Here is an 18,964-nt window from a genome sequence, read left to right on the forward strand (position 1 = left end):
ACTAAAGGGGGAATATTTGAATGAAGAAGAGACTTGCGTTTGTAACGACAATTATCTTGATGATTGCCCTTTTGGCAACCGCTTGCAACAATAGCGGAAAAAAAGAGCAGAGCAATGGAGACAACAAAAGCTCTGAAGAAAAAACGAAAATTTCAATATGGCATAACTTCGCGGGTGACGACCTTCGTGCCAAAGCGGTTAGAGACCTGATCGACAAGTATAAAGAGGAGCATCCAGACGTTGAGGTAGACGCGCAAGCGATCCCGGTTGACGGTTATCGTCAACGTCTAAGCACGGTGGCTGCGGCAAATGAAATGCCAGACGTATTTTTCGTATATGCGGGCAGCCAATCCCAAGAGTTCTATGATGCCGGTAAGCTTCAACCGATTACAGAGTTGATGGATAAATACCCAGAATGGAAGAACAGTTTCTTGGCAGGTGCATTCGACCGCTATGAGTTTGAAAAAGGACAAATTTTCACAGCGCCGCTCGGTATGTCAGCAACTTCGTTCATGTATTATAACAAAGATCTTTTCGAGAAGCATAGTGTAAAAGTGCCGACGACTTGGGAAGAGATGATGACTGCAATTAAAACGTTCAACGACAACGGCATTACGCCGATTGCCCTCGGCAATAAAGCGCCATGGGTTGCACAATCGACGATTATCGGTTCGTTGGCTGACCGCGTGACTGGCACGGAATGGTTCTTGAAAGCTGCAGCTCAAGATGGAGCATCTTTTACAGATCCTGTGTTCATTGACGCTTTGGGCAAGTACAAAGAGCTCGTTGACAATAAAGCGTTTCAAGATGGCGCAAACAGCATCGACAACACGCAAGCAGAGCAATACTTCATTCAAGGAAAGGCAGCTATGATGATTAACGGCGCATGGTCGCTTACGAATCTTGCAGCATCCGCAACTCCTGAGCAGTTGGCACCTATCGAAGTTACAACAATGCCTGGCATAGAAGGTGGAGCAGGCAAACCGAATACGATTTCCGGTGGCGCAGGCGCAGGCTTCGCGCTTAACAAAAATACAAAAGGCGCACAGAAGCAGGCAGCGCTTGATCTGATCTACGCAGTAAGCGGACCGGATGGCCAAAAGGCGATCGCAGAAAGCAACTCAATGGTTATGTACAAAGTAGAACTGGATAAGTCGAAAGTAAGCCCGCTTTACTTCAAAGCTTATGAATTGGCTGTGAATTCTGAAATTACGCCGGTATATGACGCCTATTTATCTGCTGAAGCAGGCGAAGTGATCAACAACGGTCTTCAAGAACTTATGATGGGCGGTAAGCCGGAGGATGTAGCTAAAAAACTGCAGGATGCGCAAGCGCGTTCGACTAAAAAGTAATCAGACAAAAGTACGTAAAGGAGGCTGTCGCCATGCCTGCATCATTGCGCAGCAGAAGCTTCGTCATCATGGCGCTGCTTCCTGCACTACTCATCTTTATCATCTTTGCGATCGTCCCGATTTTTTGGTCAGCTTACTACGGTTTCTTTGAGTGGAAGGGACTCGGTGCTGCTAAGCTTATCGGGTTGGATAATTATCGAATGATACTAGAGGATCCAGTATTCTGGAGAGCACTGAAAAACAACCTGATCCTTGTTGTCTCGGCAGTAATAGGTCAAGTATCGGTCGCATTGCTGCTGTCATTGTTCTTGCTCAAGAACACGATGTTCAATCGGTTGATGCGCTCCGCTGTATTTCTCCCGATGGTGCTGTCTACAGTCGTCGTCGGTCTCATCTGGGGCTATATTTATCACCCGCAAATCGGTTTGCTGAATCAATTATTGGAGACGCTGGGACTGGAATCTTGGCGCCGGCCTTGGCTAGACGACCCTAAAATCAATATGTTTGCCGTATCGATCCCGATTAACTGGGCGAATATCGGCCCGTATCTTATCATTTTTATCGCTGCACTCCAAAATATCTCTTCAGAAATTGAAGATGCTGCGAAGATCGACGGGGCGGTAGCCTGGAGAAAGCTGTTTTTCGTGACGCTCCCGATAATTTGGGGAACAGTTGTTGTAACCATCGTACTGTGCATATCTGGAAGTTTGAAGGCATTCGACCATGTTATCGTCATGACGCGCGGCGGTCCTGCACAATCGACAGAATTGCTCGCCACATATATGTACAATAACACCTTTACGGTATACCGTTACGGCTACGGCTCTGCGGTATCCACAATGATTATTCTGATTAGCGCCGTTCTCATTGGCCTAAATCATATCATCACGAAGAGACGCGGCTAATGGGCGGTCGGCTAATGTTAGCCCGGCCGATGAAGGAGTGAATCGCTATGCAAGCAATGATAGACGCTCGGTCGGAGAAGATGAGAGGCTCGCTGTGGCGTAAGCCGATTTCCGGAATTGCGAAAATCATCCTGTTATTTTATGCCATAATTACATTGTATCCGCTATACTGGTTAGGAATAAGTGCATTCAAGTCAAATCAGGAATTTTTCAATCGTCCCTATTCCTGGCCGCAGCAATGGCAGTTCGACAATATAACCCGGGCATGGGATCTCGGAAATATGGGCCGGGCGGTGCTCAACTCCACAATTGTTACCCTCTCAGCACTGCTGCTGACCATTGTGCTCGGTATGCTTGCAGCTTATGTGCTTGCCCGGTTCCCATTCAAGTTGAGTGGCGTTATAAAAGGATTGTTCTTGCTAGGCATGCTCATTCCAATTCATAGCACACTCGTTCCATTGTTTATTTTCATGAACAAGCTCGGGATGCTGAATACGTACTGGTCACTCATCCTACCGTATACGGCATTTGAATTACCAATTGCGATCTTCCTTGGAATGTCCTACATCGTATCCATTCCGAGAGAAGTAGAGGAAGCGGCGATGATCGACGGCAACGGCTGGTGGGGAATCTTCGGACGCATCATTTTCCCATTGTCCCTGCCGATCGTCGCTACGATTACAATTCTTGCATTTTTGAGGTTTTGGAATGATTTCTCCTTCGCGCTCGTCTTTATTAATTCTCAAGCGCTGAAGACGCTGCCCCTCAGCTTGTCGCTCTTCTCCGATGGATTCGGAACGGACTACAGCTTAACGATGGGTGCGATGTTTATTGCTGCAATACCAACCATTCTCATCTTTTTGATCTTCCAAGAGCAAATTATGAAAGGCATGGTAGCAGGCTCGGTCAAAGGTTAACACCCTTGATCGAGTTTTTGGTGTAATTTTATATATATTTCATTTTTGTGGAGGGATTGATAGTGAAGTTACATTTTATAGGAGAATTGAGCGAGCTTCAATCAGGACTTCAGTTGCTGCTTGCCGAACTTAAGACAGAATGGTCGGAGGATGGAATTCCTGTTTTGATAGAACCGTCTTCAGGAGAACTGGAAGTGGGTTATGATGGTAAAAGCGCTTATATTCGTTATGGCGCTAAACATCAATTTTTTCGCGGCTTGGGACTATTGATTCAGAAGATTAGTGGCGGAGAGCAATTTCAAATTACAGAGCAACAACAATTCGATGCGATCGGGCCGATGTTTGATTTATCCCGCAATGGAGTGCTAACCGTTGAAAGCTTCAAGTTTATGCTGCGCAAAATGGCGCTGATGGGCTTGAATAGCGTCATGCTCTATTTGGAAGACACTTACGAGATAGAAGGCGAGCCTTATTTCGGCTATATGCGCGGCCGCTACTCGGCGGCGGAGTTGAAGGAAATCGACGATTACGCCGATCAATTCGGCATTGAAGCGTTCCCGAGCATTCAGACACTGGCTCATTTGGAGGAGTTTCTGAAATGGGAGCCGGTAAAGGAATATAAAGATACAAAAGGCGCGTTGCTAGTTGGAGCGGAGAAGACCGATCGTCTGGTCGAAAATATGATTGTCAGCATTAGCGCGCCGTTCCGCAGCCGGAAAATCCACATCGGCATGGATGAAGCGGAAGAGCTTGGACGCGGTAAATTTTTGGATCGCAATGGACATATGAACCGTTTTGATATTATGACAGGCCATCTGGAGCGGGTGCTCGCAGTAACTCGGCGCCTAGGGTTGAAACCGATGATGTGGAGCGATATGTTCCTGAAGCTGGCTTCAGCTAACGGTGAAGATTATTATGGCCATGAGACGCAAATATCAGAGGACATGTCGAGCCGCATTCCTAAGGACATAGATATGGTTTACTGGGACTATAACCATGTCGAGGAGAAGGACTACGAAACATTGATCGCCAAACACCGGCCGCTCGGTAATAATCTTATTTTTGCGGGTGCTGTGTGGGTATTCAATACGTTCGGCGTCAATTACGGGCTATCCTTGCCGGCGACTGATGCAGCGCTGACGGTATGTAAGAAGGAAGGCATCAGGGAAGTTTATGCGACGATGTGGGGTGATGACGGAATGGAGAGCAATCCGTACATCGCTTTGCTCGGCTTGCAGTTTTATGCGGAGCATGCTTATTCTTCGTCGACGCCGACTGACAAGGCGTTGGCCGAGCGCGTTCGGTTCTGCACCGGCATCGAGGCGGATGCTTACATGGGGCTGAAGTATTTGGACGAGACACCGGGAGCTGCACCAAATAATCAGAAGCAGAGCAATCCGTCTAAGTTTCTGTTGTATCAGGATGTACTGCTGGGGCTGTTCGACAAACAGATTGATGGGCTAGATATGGCGGCTCATTATGCATGGGCGGAAGGCGAAATTGCAAGCCGCAGAAAAGCTGAGGCAGAGCTAGATTACTTGTTTGAGGTGCCACAAAAGCTATGTGCGGTGTTGAAGCAGAAGAGCGAAATCGGTCTTGAGCTGAAGCGAGCTTATGACAGTGGAGACAAGGCAGTACTTAGGCGGATTGCAGAGGATGTTCTGCCCGAAATTTCGCTGGGTGTGCAAAATCTTCGCGCCGCACACCGGAAGCAATGGCTATCGATGTTCAAACCGTTCGGCTGGGAGGTGCTCGATATTCGTTACGGCGGTGTTGTAAGCCGGCTGGATACAGCGAGCATGAGACTGTTAGAATATGCGGACGGAAAGCTCGAACGGATCGAGGAGCTGGAGCAGGAACGATTGCTGTATAGCACGACGAACCGTTTCACCGACAAAGGTGCAGGTTGGTGCAGCTATTATTACCGTATGGCGTCGCCTAACGTCTTTTTCCATGTGATCAATCCATTCTAGGTTGAAGAATTATTCTCAAGCAAATTGAAATCAATGGTACTGGTCATGAAGTGATGGTTAGGGGCTCTGTTTTTTGTATATTTAATGTACAAGCAGTGGGAACGAGGATAAAATACGTGATGAAGACTGTAAATGATTAGATATAAAGAAAGCTGTCGAGACATTCTCGACAGCCTGAGCAGCTCGTGTCCTCATAGAGGGCGAGCTGTTTTTATTTTGTAAATCTTACTATTCGCAGTTGTTCCTTACCTTAGTTTACCAACCCACTAGTAGCTTGTTTTTCTTTCCATACCATCGTAATTACAAGACCAATAAACATAATGACCGCCGCAAAGAGATATGGATAGTTGATGTTTACATCAAATAATACTCCGCCTAATGCAGGTCCGATGATATTACCAAGGCTAGTATAGGTTGAGTTCATGCCAGCGACAAAGCCTTGCTCTTTTTCAGCCGTTTTTGATAAATAGGTCGTTAGTGCTGGACGGAGTAGGTCAAATGCGAGAAAGATGAAGCAGGTTACTAGCAGAACAGTTAAATAGTTATTGATCATGGTGGAGGCTACAGCTAAGGCTACGCCAGCAATTAAGCAGAGTTGAATGAGCTTTTTTTCACCGAGCTTATCTACCATTTTACCGAATAAAAAGACCTGCACAACCACCCCGAAGATTGAGCTTATTGTAATGATGGTTGCAATATCCCGTGGAGTGAAGCCAAATTTATGATCAGAAAACAGGCTAAACACAGTTTCATATGCCGATAAGCCAAAGGCGAGGACAAACACTATTATAAACGCAATAATATATGCTGGATGAAACGAGCGTTTCAGATCACTGATAAAGTTGGTGTCTTTTTTAAGTTTACTGATTTCCAAAAGCTGCTCTTTGGATAGTGGCTCTTTCAGAATAAATATCGACGAAATACAAGTGATTAAGGCGAAGCCAGCAGCAAAATAGAATGGAGCACGTATACCTAGTTCAGTAATAAATCCTCCGATTCCTGGGCCAATAATAAAACCGATACTAATGGCGGCAGAAACATAACCCATTGCCTTAGGTCTTTCCTCTACTGAGGTGATGTCCGCAACATAGGCTGTGACGGCAGGCATAATGAATGCACCAGCAATCCCTCCAAGAATTCTGGCGATATAAAGAACGGATACATGTGTGCCTAAACCAAAGATTAATTCCGATGCACTGAAGAGCACTAAGCCGATAACGATCATTTTTTTTCTGCCGTAAGTGTCAATCCAACGCCCTGCCAGAGGAGACATGAGTAATTGCGCGAATGCAAATGCTGCTACAAGATACCCCATCGTTTTACCTGACAAATGCATAATGTTCATAAAGGATGGCATAACAGGGACGATCAACCCAACGCCTAGAAAAACAATGAATATATTACTTAGCAAAATGAGTAAGACTGTTTTTTGTTCTTTCAATGGTTTCTTCATGAAGTAATACCTCTCTTTGTAGAATCAAAGCTGTGAAATACCTCTCCAAAATACGGTCCATGAGGCATTTAGTTTTTCATTTAAACGGATTTCATTATTGCCATACACAAGCTCTAGCATGATCGAATCAACTACACCTAAAAAGGCAAGCGTTGGGATGGAGGCAGCATCTTCCATGATGACTTTGGCATCGATCCAAGCTTGGAATTTACTTTCAAGTACGGGTTGAATCTTTTTCTCTGTGTCGATTACTTCTTCATCAATCGCTGTAGCAAGATGGGGCGGTGGAAAAAAAGAGATACGCAGCCAAAACTTTAACTGCTCGTTCTTTTGAAACATATCAATGACCAATTGCAGATATCCTAATAAATCTGTTTTAGGATTTTGGGTACCGACTTTACTCAAATATTGTAGCTTCGATGAGATTTCTGTCTCTTTAGCATCTTGTAGAACTTGTAGAAAAAGATCATCTTTCCCTTTGAAATGAGCATAAAGAGATTGTTTTTTCATCCCGACTTGCTCAGCAATTTGAGACAAAGAAGCCCCCTCATATCCATGAGTTGTGAAACATTTCAAAGCAATGTCTTTAATTTCTTTACTTTTCAAAAAAAATCACCTCGATATTAACGAACGTTCGTCAGTTATACTATCAAATTAAATTATTTTATGCAAATGAATATTGTTTGAAGTGAGTCTTCCCTTTTAACATATCCTTAATTCTCAAGCGGTTTGAAAAGACGATTGACCGAACTAAAGGAGCTGATCCTAAAGTAGAACTTTCTACATTAATGTCAGCTCTTTTTCTTTTTGAATCAACTCGTAAACGTTGTCGAAAACTGGGAAAAAACTCAGATTTAAAGATTAAGTGAATGGTTGTGTGTAATATTCTGAGTACTTTTGTCGCCATGCAGGAAGTAGCACAAATTTAAGGGAATATGTTGTTCAATATTCATGGTGAGGTAGAAGTGAGCGTTTATAAGTTATCTTATAAAGGGGAGGGAACTTATGAGAAAAAATTGGCGGATGTCTAGCACATTAAGGCTTTTTTTTATACTGGTAGTCATTCTGCCGATCATCTTATTCTCCATCATTATTCTAAATATTTATAAGCGAGATATTCTTCAGCAAAATACATCACGATCTCAGCAAACGGCTCAAGCGATCTCCTATTCTGTTAGTCAGGAAATTAGGAGGCTGACGGGTCTTTTTGCTTCCATTGGTATGGACAGGGATGTGATGGCAAAGCTTTATGAAATTAATCGTAAGAGTGGAGTCGAGAAACAGCAGGCTTACTATGAGCTAAAGGTCTTAATAGAGAAGTACACGGCATCCATATCAGGACGAGTATTGTCGGTGAACTTCCTATTTAAAGACCATCAATCCTATTCGTACTTAAAGAATTTGAATTTGGATGATTCTTATTTTCGCCAAAAAACGTGGTATGGGCAGGTGCTAAATAATCCCGATAGCGTTCATTTTCTGGGGATGATGCCCAATATTTTATATGGTAACTACAATCCTTACAATATGGTTGCTGCCCTATCTCCAAGTGTAATCAATCCTTTATCCCAGCTAGAAATGATTCTTTTTACGTTTGAGAGTAGTGCCTTTGATCATATTTTGCAGTCACGTGATAATACGGAATCCAGCCTTTTTATCGTCACAGAGGAAGGTCAAATTATCTCATCCAATACCCTTGCCTCTAGAGGGGGAGAATTCCAAATGCACTGGTTCGCAAATCGTGGGCCGGAGGAAAAAGGGTACGTTGTGGATGTTAATGGTGATGATAGAAATCTGATAACCTACGCCGAGATTGATCAGACCGGATGGTGGCTTGTACAGTCTATTCCATATGCTGATCTAACAGCCAATTACCTTAGTGTGAATTATATCGTCTGGGTGTTTGCATTGATGATCATCTTAGCGTTTATTCTGGTTTCATTTTACTTTGTATCTAATGTTACTAAGCCGTTAAATGAGCTTCTCCGGCAAATGGATCTGGTTACTGAAGGTGATTTAAACGCTAAATTTATGAGAACCGGCAGCCTGGAGCTAATTAAGCTTGGGCATTCTTTTAATCACATGACGGAGCGCATTCAGGATCTGCTCTACCACCACGAAAGGCAAGAAGTGGAGAAGCGGAAGGCGGAGTTTGCAGCACTTCAGTCGCAGATTAATCCACACTTTTTAATAAATACGCTAAATTCAATCAAGTTCATGGCTTTAATCAGTAAAGCAGATAACATACGGAATATGACTCATGCGCTAACTCGTCTTCTGGCGTCTTCTTTTAATCGAGGTGGAATTCTGACTACGATTGATGAGGAAATAGATCATCTAAAGCATTATTTATATATCATGGAGATTCGTTTCGGTAGACCAATCCATACGAGATGGGAAGTAGATGAGGACTTAGCCGGTTATTATATATTGAAATTGCTATTACAGCCTATTCTAGAAAACAGTATTATTCATGGACTAAAGAATGTTGACTATCCTGGTATCATTGAGATCATTGTGAGAAAAGAAGCGGAAGATCTGCTTATAACGATAGCCGATAATGGTGTAGGCATGTTAGATATAGACGCTCAGGAATCTGACAGCAATGGTATACGCCGTCAGCATTCTTTCAGTGGTATGGGAAACAGTAACGTTAATAAGCGAATTCAGCTGCATTACGGGGCGCGTTACGGTTTAAAGTACGAGAAGAATATACTCCAGGGAACTATAGTAACGATAAGGCTACCGTTAATCGACACACCGGAAGAGGAGATACAGGATCAAATGTTAGGGGAGGGAGGATGAAGCAAAATGTTTCGGAGGAGCATAAAAGATCATAGTCCAGAGGGAAAACATCATTCATGTGTAACTTCAGAGGAGGTATGATGGTATAAACTTTTTTCGAAGGCTGTGATTAATAGAAGTGAAAATAATACTCCGTGTATCTTTAATAGGGATCATTTCTCTTATTTTTGTAGGTGGTTTCTTCTCTTTAAGTAAGTTCAGTCCCAAAGGAGGGGCAATAGAGCAACAACAGGGAAAGGTGAATCTGGATCAACCGATTAAAATAAAATTCGGCATGTGGGAAGCGAAGACAGATATCAAATTTTGGACGGAAAAGGTAAGAGACTACTCTAAAATTAAGCCTAATGTAACGGTTGAAGTAGAGACAATTCCCGATAATAGCGGTCAGTATTTAAAGGTTCGTTTAGCAGCCAATGATTTGCCGGATATTTTTTACCTGAAGCCAGATGACCTACTCACTTACAAAGCAGTACTTCTTCCACTGGATGGATTAACCGCAGCAAAAAACAATAAATATCCCGCTAGATTAGATCATTCCATTCTTGGTCTACCACTTGTATCCTTCTCTGAATATGTCTATTACCATCCAAGTATCTTTCAAGAGGCCGGCGTAGAGATTCCGCAAACGATGGATGAATTTATGGATGTGATGATGAAGATTAAAGCGCATGGCAAATATATTCCGATTGCGATTGGCGGGAAAGAGAATTGGACGTTTTATCCTTTCACTGAGTTCGGACCGCCTCTACTATCCAAGGATGAAAATTATTTATCTTCAATCGCACAGACGAAACGCCCTTTCGGAAAAGGTTCTCCTTTCGAGAAAGCAGCAGTGATGATTAAGAAAATAGCAGAGAATGAACTAGCAGGGCCCGATGCACTCAATATTGGTGTGGATCAGGCAACGCTGCTGTTTCAAAATAATAAAGCGGCTATGCTTGCACTTGGTCAGTGGTACCTTAGAGATCATTTATCCAAAATGAAGGATGATAAAGATTTAGATGCGTTCACATTGCCCTGGAGAGAGACAACTTCAGAGCGTTTGCAGGCAATCACTATGCCAGATCAATATATGGCGATCAATAAAAATTCCAAAAATACGGAAGAAGTTAAAGCATTTTTGGAGTGGGTATTTAGCCGGGATGTTTACCAAGTGTATATTAATTATTCGCAAAATTCATCGACAGTGATCAATATTGAATCATTCCTGCCGTTCTTCAACAATGTTCAAGAGAAGCACCCCTTTGAGCCGTTTATGTATCTGGGGATCGATGAGAAGTTTGAAAAAGTAAAAAATGCCATACAGTTTGATGAAAAGAAGGCTGCACAAGAAATTTTTTCAGGTGCTGAGGTGTCCGATATTCAAGAAAAATTGAATGATGATTGGGAGATAGCGGTTGAGGCTTTGAGGTAATCCTATAGATCAATTATGGAGGGATTTATGATGAAATTTAAAGCTCTCATTGTTGATGATGAACCATTAGCTAGGTTAGCCCTCCGGGAGTATATATCCATTGCTTCGACCGATTTTGAGATTGCAGGGGAAGCAGGAGATGGTAAGGAGGCATTAAATATGCTGAAAATCCATCAGGATGTGGATCTAGTTCTGGCGGATATTCAAATGCCAAATATGAATGGAGTAGAGCTACTCGAAGCACTGAATAACACTACTTTTTCGAATCAACCGTTAACCATCATGCTTAGCGCATACGGAGATTATTCTTTTGTAAGAGATTCCTTTGTGCTCGGCGCCTTTGATTACATTGTTAAAGCCAAGTTAGATGAAACTTATATTGCACCGGTACTGACTAAGACTGTGGATGAATTGAAGCGGCGGCAAAGCTCCTCAAAGACAGTATCAACCTTAGAGGACGTAGAAGCTTCGATCTGTTCCGTTCTGCATCGACTTTGCCTATCGGATTCTTTAGAAGTGACAGATGATGATATAACGCCTTCGTTGGAGCTTGTTCGAAAGCATATGGGGGAAAAAAATCTGGAGGTTGCGCTTCTTAGGCTATCAGATACCGTTCAATTTGAAGATTCACACCGTATGATTATGCAGACGATACGAACGGTAACGAATCGAAGTAGAAGTGAAGGGATCTGCAAAGTATGCAGATATGATGACAGGCATTATGTTTTGTTCTTCTCTTTTCCAGAGCAATGCAGCATCATCGCCATTCGTAGATTGACAGACATAATCTTGTCTGAGGTGAGCATGAGATTAAAGCAATTTATTAATTTGAAGCTTTCTATGGGGATCAGCGATATTGTGGATGGTCATCAGCAGTGGAACCGATTATTCCGCCAAGCTGAACGATTAGCAGGGTTGAGTTTCTACCAGGGGTACAATCGATTATATTATCCGGAAGCTGAAAGACGTCCATCTATTAAGGAAAGTGACTGGAAAGAAGCATGGTATTTGGCTAGAACCGAAATGCTGAAGTCATTAAGTGATCCGGATTTAATGAAATGGCAGGAGGTCTATGAACACTGCTGTAGCTTGTTGATTCAGCGATACCCTTGTTCACCTGAGCTTATCAAATCAGATGTAGTCGATATGACTTGGGAGGCAAGCGCATTAATTTATCAAAAAGGCGTTTCTTGGGAAAAGCTTCATGATAAGCTGCCTTATCCCATCACGGATCATATTTATAAGCAGGAAACCTGGGAGAATACGGTGCATTGGTGCCGACTGTTCTTGGAACATCTGCATCAAAAGCTGCATCCGAAAGATCAACCCAAGGAATGCTTTCTTAGCCCTGTTGTTGCTAAAACGAAAGAGCTCATAGAGAAAAACTTTAACGAAGATGTCCATTTGTCGAATATTAGTCAGATTGTCGGTGTAAGCGAGAGCTATTTAAGTAAACAATTTTCCAAAGAAATAGGTGTTAATTTCATTCAGTTTCTGACGAATCTGCGAATCGAGAAGGCTAAAAAGGCGCTGGAGAGCGGAATGAAAATATACGAGGTATCTGAGCAAGTAGGATACGTGAATCCAGAACATTTCAGTCGTATTTTTAAAAAAATCACAGGGATTAGTCCTTTAGCTTATCGCAGAGAGAATGAATAACAAAAATAATCAATGTTGAACAAAATAAATCATGTGTATCCGATTTCAAAATCCATATGATAGGGGGGAGTTAAAATTCACGGGTGAAGGGATGTTCTTATGAGACGCAAACGATTCACATTCGCACTAATCTGTACGTTATGTTCTTCCATGTGGTTGAGTACAGTCCATGCTGAAAAAGTCTCTGACTTCGAGATGCAGACATCAGCTACTGAATCTGCTAATTCTACGTTCACCGTTACATTAAAGGGGAAAGATATTCAAGACTTATATGCATATGAAGCTAAATTTAATTTTGACCCGAAAGTGCTTGAGATTGTAAAAGCAGAAACGAAGATCAAAGGCTTTTCAGTATCTCCGATCGTTAAAAACAATGAAATTACGATAGCCCATACTAAGATTGGTAATGTGAATGGTGAAAAGGGTAATTTGGACATTGCCACGATTACCTTTAAAGCTAAAAGGGCTGGTACAACTGCAGTAAAATGGACCGCATTAAAGGTTCTTGATCGTAATCTGAAAGATCAGGAATTCACCCCGAATCAATCCTCAACATTCACCAAGATTTTCAGCGATATCGTCTCACATTGGGCGAAGCAAGATATCATGGAAATGGTCACTAAAGGAATTGTTGAAGGCATGGATGCCGACAGCTTTGCCCCTAATAATAACATCACTCGCGCACAATTCGCAGCTCTTATAGCCAGAGCATTAGATCTTACAGAAGGTTCTGGAAGTAATCCGTTTACGGATGTGAAATCAGGAGTTTGGTACGAAGATACGGTAAAGAAAGCTTATGCGGCCGGAATTATTAGTGGTTTGTCCAAGACGAAATTTGCTCCGGAAAAAAGCATTACTCGTGAAGAAATGACAACGATGCTGATGCGAGCGAAAGCTTATGCTTCCGGTGTAAGGGTCGATAGTATGGCCTCAGATTCCACTACCACGTTTAAAGATGATAGTAAAATAAGCCCGTGGGCTAAAGCGTCGGTGGGCTTTGCCTTGAAATCTGGAATAATGAAAGGTAGAACTCAGACTACATTTGCACCCAAAGAATCTGCTACAAGAGCGGAATCAGCCGCTGTTATCAAGCGATTGTTAAATTCCAAGTAATACAAAAAAACATATAATGACGCACCTTCTTATGGAAGGAGGGCTCATTATGGTCTTGTGATGTCAAAAACATACAATTAAAGGAAATATGTGAATTGATAATGTTCATTCTACTTATATTTAAGTGAAAAGAGGTCGTAGAGATGAGAAAACGTTACAAAGCGGTTAGCTTGCTATTGACGTTGTTGCTAGGGGTACAGCTTGGCTTGCCATCGGCAGCCGTATTCGCGGCTCAAGAATCGGACGTGTATTTCAGAGATTACAATGATGGCAATATCAACGGATGGGCTGCAGCTAAGGGGACCATTACTTTTTCGGCGGATCAAGGTGCTGTTAAGGCGGTGACACAAGGGGTTGTTATTTTAGCAGACCAAGATTCACCTCAGGTTGCCAATGCTGAATATGAGGTGAAGTTAAAATTTAGTCAGCCTGCCACACGATTTGGACTGGTCTACCGATTCGTCGATAGCAATAACTACAATGTTATCCAATATGATGCGGGTTCTTGGGGCTGGGATGCAATGAAAGGAGGGACGGAATCGTATGGAAATATTACGGCTCCTAGTTTTACCTTTGCTGCTGACCAACAGTATACCCTCAAATTGCGCTATGAGAAAGGTAGCGTAGCTTTATCGATCGATGGCAATAACGTGCTTACGACGAGTCTTCCCTCATTATCGACAAGTGCAGGGAAGATTGGACTACGCAGCTGGTTTAATAACAAGACCCTATGGATTGACGATGTGAAGGTAACTCCAATTGTATCCACTGATCCAGTACCGAGGCCGATTACGATTACTGAAACTCTAAGCTCTGACACCATGAAGGTTGAAATCGATAAAGAGTTCCCTCGGGTTAAACAATACACATGGTTAGACAGCGGCGCGGAAATGTATGGACAGTTAAATGGATTTAATGAGATAAAAATCAACGAGAAGTCCTATTTCATAGTCGCTTCTGATTTTAGTAAAAAAGCAGCAGATGCCACTCATGGTGAGTCTGCAGCCTACACGCTTCAGATTCCAGAAATTAAAGTGAACCTCAAAGTTGAAATGGAGGTTCAGGATAACATTCTTCAGTTCAAAGTGGCCAGCATTGAAGAGAATGGTACTGAAAAAGTAAGAACGATCGAATTCCCTGATCATGACCTTGTCTCTGTAATTGGAACCCAGCCTACAGCGCAGGAAACGGCTGTCCGGATAACTGGGGGCTGGAACGTTGTACAGGACGAATTTAACGACCTTAAGGCGGGAGGAGCAGACGTGAGTGGGGGGCGTGCATATGCATTCGTTAACTCCGACGTCTTAGCTGCGAGTGTAATCACTAATGTAGTAAATGGCTTTGATAAGGTACGTATTAAGGTAGGCGATGATACAGCACTCCATACAAAGAAAGCAGCGTTATCAGGAGGCTCATGGGTTTATCGTGGAAGTACTGTGCTTGATCCGGAGCCACTGCCTTGGGCTAAGGTTGTACTGACTCCAGATGCGAATGGAGACAAAGTTGTTGACTGGCAAGATGGAGCCATTGTATATCGTCAGAATACAGATGCTCCAACCGGCAGTGAAATGATAAGGGACAATATCTCCTATATCAGCATGAACATCGGATCTACTACAACCTCTCCGTTTTTGCGTGCTTTTGATAATGCGAAGAAGATCTCTAATCTCACGGATGGCTTTGGACAGCTGATTCTATTCAAAGGATATCAAGCGGAAGGTCATGATGACTCTCACCCAGATTACGGCGGCCATATCGGTATTCGTCAGGGTGGAGAGAAGGATTTTAATTATATTTTGAGTGAAGGCAAGAAATACAATATCCGTGGCGGTGTACACATTAACGCAACAGAATACGCGCTGGATGCTTTCGGTACCAAAATGGAAAATATGAATCAGCCATTGAGTAAAGGCTGGGGCTGGCTGGATCAGACATTCTATGTTAACAAAACCAAAGATGTGGAGTCCGGTGAATTGAAAAGACGTCTGGATATGCTGAAAAGCGATACAGGTGACAACCTTTCCTTTGTATATGTAGATGTATATGATGGTGCCGATTACAATGCGAAGAAACTCGCAGATTATATCAATGGTAACGGCTGGATGCTCGGTACAGAATTTGCAGGACCTCTGTTTGAGCAGGCAGCTTGGGTTCACTGGGGAACAGATCCGGGGTACCCGAACCAAGGTGACGACAGCAAGGTTACCCGTTTCCTACGGAATCAATCGCTGGATGGCTTCTTAACAACCCCTTTACTGAAAGGGAATAAGCAGGTAGGCGTGGGTTATTGGCAGAACAGTGCTCCATTCTACAGCTACCAATCAACTAGTGCGGCATTCTTCAATCACAATCTACCAACAAAATATATGCAGCATTTCCCGATCATCAAGATGACCGATAACCGTATCGATTTTGAAAAGAAGGTTGTAGTTGAACGTAAGCAGGACGGTAAGATCCATTTAAGTAAGGATGGTCGTGAAATCGCTATCATGACAGATAGCAGCAACATTAGTGACAGTACGGTCTTTATTCCATGGAGTCCTGAGACAGAAGATAAAATCTATCACTGGAATCCAGCGGGTGGCCAAACGACTTGGAGTCTTCCAGAATCATGGAGTAATGTAACGACGGCACAGTTGTATAAGCTGACAGATTTAGGACGTGAGCATGTTGGCAGTGTAGAAGTAACTGGAGGTAAAGTCACACTTACCGCGCAGCCGGGGATTGGTTATGCCCTGTATAAGACAACAGCTGCTGAAGAGCCGGAAATGGAATGGGGCGAAGGGAGTTCGGTAAAGGACCCTGGCTTTGACAGCCAAACATTCGGCAGCTGGAAGAAATCTTCCACAGCCACAAGTGATGATCACATTAAATTTGTGAAGAACAGTAACGCCGATGACCAGCTTCAAGTGAAGGGTCCTGGTGATGCAGTAATTCAGCAGGAGATCACCGGACTTACACCGGGCAAGACGTATTCTGCATCAGTATGGGTGAAAGTAGATGGGAAACGCACCGTGAAAATCGGTGTGAAGCAAGGGGCTGACAAGGTTGTCAATACACTGGATAACACAGAGCATGGCTTTTTAGCCCAGCAGCACAAATATGTGAGCACGAACTTCCAGCGGATTAAGGTTACCTTTGATGCGGTTAATGAAACCGCAAATCTCTATTTGAATGTAGAAGATGGAAGTTCGACGGTAACCTTTGACGATGTGAGAGTATGGGAGAATCCAACCAAGACAGACGCTGGTAATTCTGTATTGTTCGAGGATTTCGAGAACGTTGATGAGGGCTGGGGTCCCTTCGTTTATTCTAAAATAGGTCCAGTTCGTACGCATTTAGTTGAAAAAGGCGACAATCAGATCATGAATTATGTTCTGGATGGTAATTGGTCGCTTAAAACGAATGAAGATGCAACCGGTGAATGGCTGCTTACATTGCCTCACACGCTCCGAATGAAGGAGGATAACCGTTACCATCTGACGATGGACTACAATTCAGATGAGACGGATATGTACACAGTGGCTATTCGAGTGAAGGAGAATGGGGTAGTTCGTGATCTGGTGAGTGAGAATTTGAAAGAAGGACGCGACACGCTGGATCTATCCTTTACAACCGAAGGGGCGAAAGATGCCTATCTGGCCATTATCAAAAACAAGCTGAATAGTCAGAAGGAGTTAACCGGTACACTGGTGGTCGATAACATTCGCGTCGATGATGAGGGTGCGATCGTTCCGGAGGAAGGTGTACTTGTTTCGACTATTACACTAACGCCAAATAAGCTGGATCTGAACAAAGGACAGTCAAGCACTGTTAGCGCTCAGGTAAAACCAGCAAATGCTCAGGACCGGACACTGCTCTGGACTTCTGACCATCCGGAAATTGTATCGGTGGATCAGGCCGGAAAAGTTACTGCACTTCAAGCGGGAACAGCCATCATTACTGCTACCGCAAAGGATGGAAGTAAAAAAAGTGCAACCTCGACGATTAATGTGTATATGCCTAACAAGCAAATTCCACAATCGCAAATGACTGCAACGGCGAGTAGCTTCCAGCCTGGAGGTGAAGCGAGTCTTGCACTCGATGGAGATATGTCTACAATCTGGCATACGAAATGGACCCCGGCACACTTACCGGAATCCATTACTTTGGACCTCGGAGGCAAATATAACATTAATCAATTCAATTATTCACCTAGAGTATCTGGAACCAATGGAACGATTACAAGCTATAACCTGTACACGAGTGTTGACGAAACGAATTTCACAAAAATTGCAGATGGATCATGGCCCCTCGATCAGACCACAAAAATTGTTCGCTTTACAGCTATAGAAGCAACACATTTGAGACTTGAGGCTATAGAAGGCGTGGGTACCTTCGCATCTGCTGCCGAACTCAATGTGTTCAAGACGGAAGATGAGGCAGAGGTAGTAAAAGTCACAGGCGTCGTTATGGATAAAAAACGGCTAGAGATTAAAGTAGGCAGCACAGGCGAATTGAACGCTGTGATAGAGCCTCTTAATGCTTCGAATAAAAAAGTACTCTGGAGCAGCAGTGATGAAGCTGTAGCAACTGTTGAACAGCAAGACGATCATGCTCTTGTTAGGGGATTGAAAGCAGGCGAAGCCGTAATTACGGCAACGACAATGGATGGAGGCTTCTCTGCGACCAGTCGGGTTATCGTAACAGAAACAGACGGTGAGTTAAAATCTTCCTCTACTTTGACAGCGCCAAGTCAAGTTCAGCCAGGAGAAGTGTTCAAAGTTCAATATGGACTACGGAATCTGTCTGATAAGATTTTTGCGCAGGACATCGCCCTAGAGTATGCAGCGGATGTTATGGAATTCGTTGAGGCGCGTTCGTTAATTAGTGGGGTAAGCGTTATTGATTCAATCAACAGCACCCCAGGTAAACTTCGCTTTATTGTAGCAAGTGAAGGTGCGACCCATGGAATTAGTAACAGTGCAGACGTCCTCGAATTAACCTTTAAAGCGAAGGAAGTTAACCAAACGGTAAATGGGGCAATCGCAGTTAAGAGTGCAATCATTTCAGATGATCAGGGTAAAGAAATTTCGGCAGCGATCTCTTCCGTAAACGTAGAGATTGGTAAGAAAGGAACGCAAGGCGATATTAACGGTGACGGCAAAATAACGATTGGTGACCTGGCAATGGTTGCAGCGCAGTACGGCAAGACTACAGCAAGCCCAGATTGGGAGAAAGCGAAGAAAGCAGATATTGACGGTGACGGCAAAGTCGGATTGGAAGATTTGGTTATTGTAGCACGCAAAATTGTAGAGTAATCAAAGTCATAGGCCAGGTACATGTGTGAGTAACTAAACATGATGTACCTGGTTTTTTTCAAAATTGATGATT

The 18,964-nt window shown here is 43.4% G+C and carries 11 protein-coding genes; 9 read left to right on the top strand and 2 right to left on the bottom strand.

Annotated elements, in window-relative coordinates:
• Window positions 1–20: 20 nt before the first annotated feature.
• The 4 genes from NSS87_RS09745 to NSS87_RS09760 all read left to right on the top strand — a co-directional run bounded on the left by NSS87_RS09745 (window position 21) and on the right by NSS87_RS09760 (window position 5,147).
• Window positions 21–1,352: an extracellular solute-binding protein gene (locus NSS87_RS09745; RefSeq protein ID WP_076283303.1), complete on the top strand. Its 1,332-nt coding sequence runs from the start codon at window positions 21–23 to the stop codon at window positions 1,350–1,352.
• 32 nt (window positions 1,353–1,384) lie between these two features.
• Window positions 1,385–2,257: a sugar ABC transporter permease gene (locus NSS87_RS09750; RefSeq protein WP_042186574.1), complete on the top strand. Its 873-nt coding sequence runs from the start codon at window positions 1,385–1,387 to the stop codon at window positions 2,255–2,257.
• Between the two features lie 56 nt (window positions 2,258–2,313).
• Window positions 2,314–3,174, top strand: a complete 861-nt coding sequence (locus NSS87_RS09755) for a carbohydrate ABC transporter permease (protein ID WP_256716411.1) — start codon at window positions 2,314–2,316, stop codon at window positions 3,172–3,174.
• Window positions 3,175–3,236: 62 nt separating this feature from the next.
• Window positions 3,237–5,147, top strand: a complete 1,911-nt coding sequence (locus NSS87_RS09760; protein ID WP_339246614.1) for a beta-N-acetylhexosaminidase — start codon at window positions 3,237–3,239, stop codon at window positions 5,145–5,147.
• Window positions 5,148–5,397: 250 nt separating this feature from the next.
• Here NSS87_RS09760 and NSS87_RS09765 read toward each other — a convergent pair whose 3' ends face one another.
• Both NSS87_RS09765 and NSS87_RS09770 read right to left on the bottom strand, forming a co-directional pair.
• Window positions 5,398–6,600, bottom strand: a complete 1,203-nt coding sequence (locus NSS87_RS09765; protein ID WP_339246617.1) for an MFS transporter — start codon at window positions 6,598–6,600, stop codon at window positions 5,398–5,400.
• Between the two features lie 24 nt (window positions 6,601–6,624).
• Entirely contained in the window at window positions 6,625–7,206 is a 582-nt protein-coding gene (locus NSS87_RS09770; protein WP_339246620.1) for a TetR/AcrR family transcriptional regulator, read from the bottom strand.
• 399 nt (window positions 7,207–7,605) lie between these two features.
• Here NSS87_RS09770 and NSS87_RS09775 point away from each other — a divergent pair, with 399 nt between their 5' ends.
• From NSS87_RS09775 to NSS87_RS09795, 5 genes are all read left to right on the top strand, one after another.
• A complete protein-coding gene (locus NSS87_RS09775; RefSeq protein ID WP_339246623.1) occupies window positions 7,606–9,405 on the top strand; it encodes a sensor histidine kinase in 1,800 nt (599 codons plus the stop codon).
• A 118-nt stretch (window positions 9,406–9,523) separates the two neighbouring features.
• Entirely contained in the window at window positions 9,524–10,819 is a 1,296-nt protein-coding gene (locus tag NSS87_RS09780) for an extracellular solute-binding protein (RefSeq protein WP_143759572.1), read from the top strand.
• A gap of 27 nt (window positions 10,820–10,846) precedes the next feature.
• The gene (locus NSS87_RS09785) at window positions 10,847–12,478 is read left to right on the top strand and encodes a helix-turn-helix domain-containing protein (RefSeq protein WP_179085719.1); all 1,632 of its coding nucleotides are present in this window, start codon (window positions 10,847–10,849) and stop codon (window positions 12,476–12,478) included.
• A 99-nt stretch (window positions 12,479–12,577) separates the two neighbouring features.
• Window positions 12,578–13,591 carry an S-layer homology domain-containing protein gene (locus tag NSS87_RS09790; protein ID WP_339246628.1) on the top strand — a complete coding sequence of 338 codons (1,014 nt, stop codon included), beginning with the start codon at window positions 12,578–12,580 and terminating at the stop codon, window positions 13,589–13,591.
• A gap of 143 nt (window positions 13,592–13,734) precedes the next feature.
• Window positions 13,735–18,891 (top strand): endo-alpha-N-acetylgalactosaminidase family protein, encoded by a 5,157-nt coding sequence (locus tag NSS87_RS09795; RefSeq protein WP_339246630.1) that lies wholly within the window; start codon window positions 13,735–13,737, stop codon window positions 18,889–18,891.
• Window positions 18,892–18,964 lie beyond the last annotated feature (73 nt).

The sequence above is a fragment of the Paenibacillus sp. FSL F4-0243 genome, assembly GCF_037963295.1.
In the GTDB taxonomy this organism is placed as follows: Bacteria; Bacillota; Bacilli; order Paenibacillales; family Paenibacillaceae; genus Paenibacillus_AQ.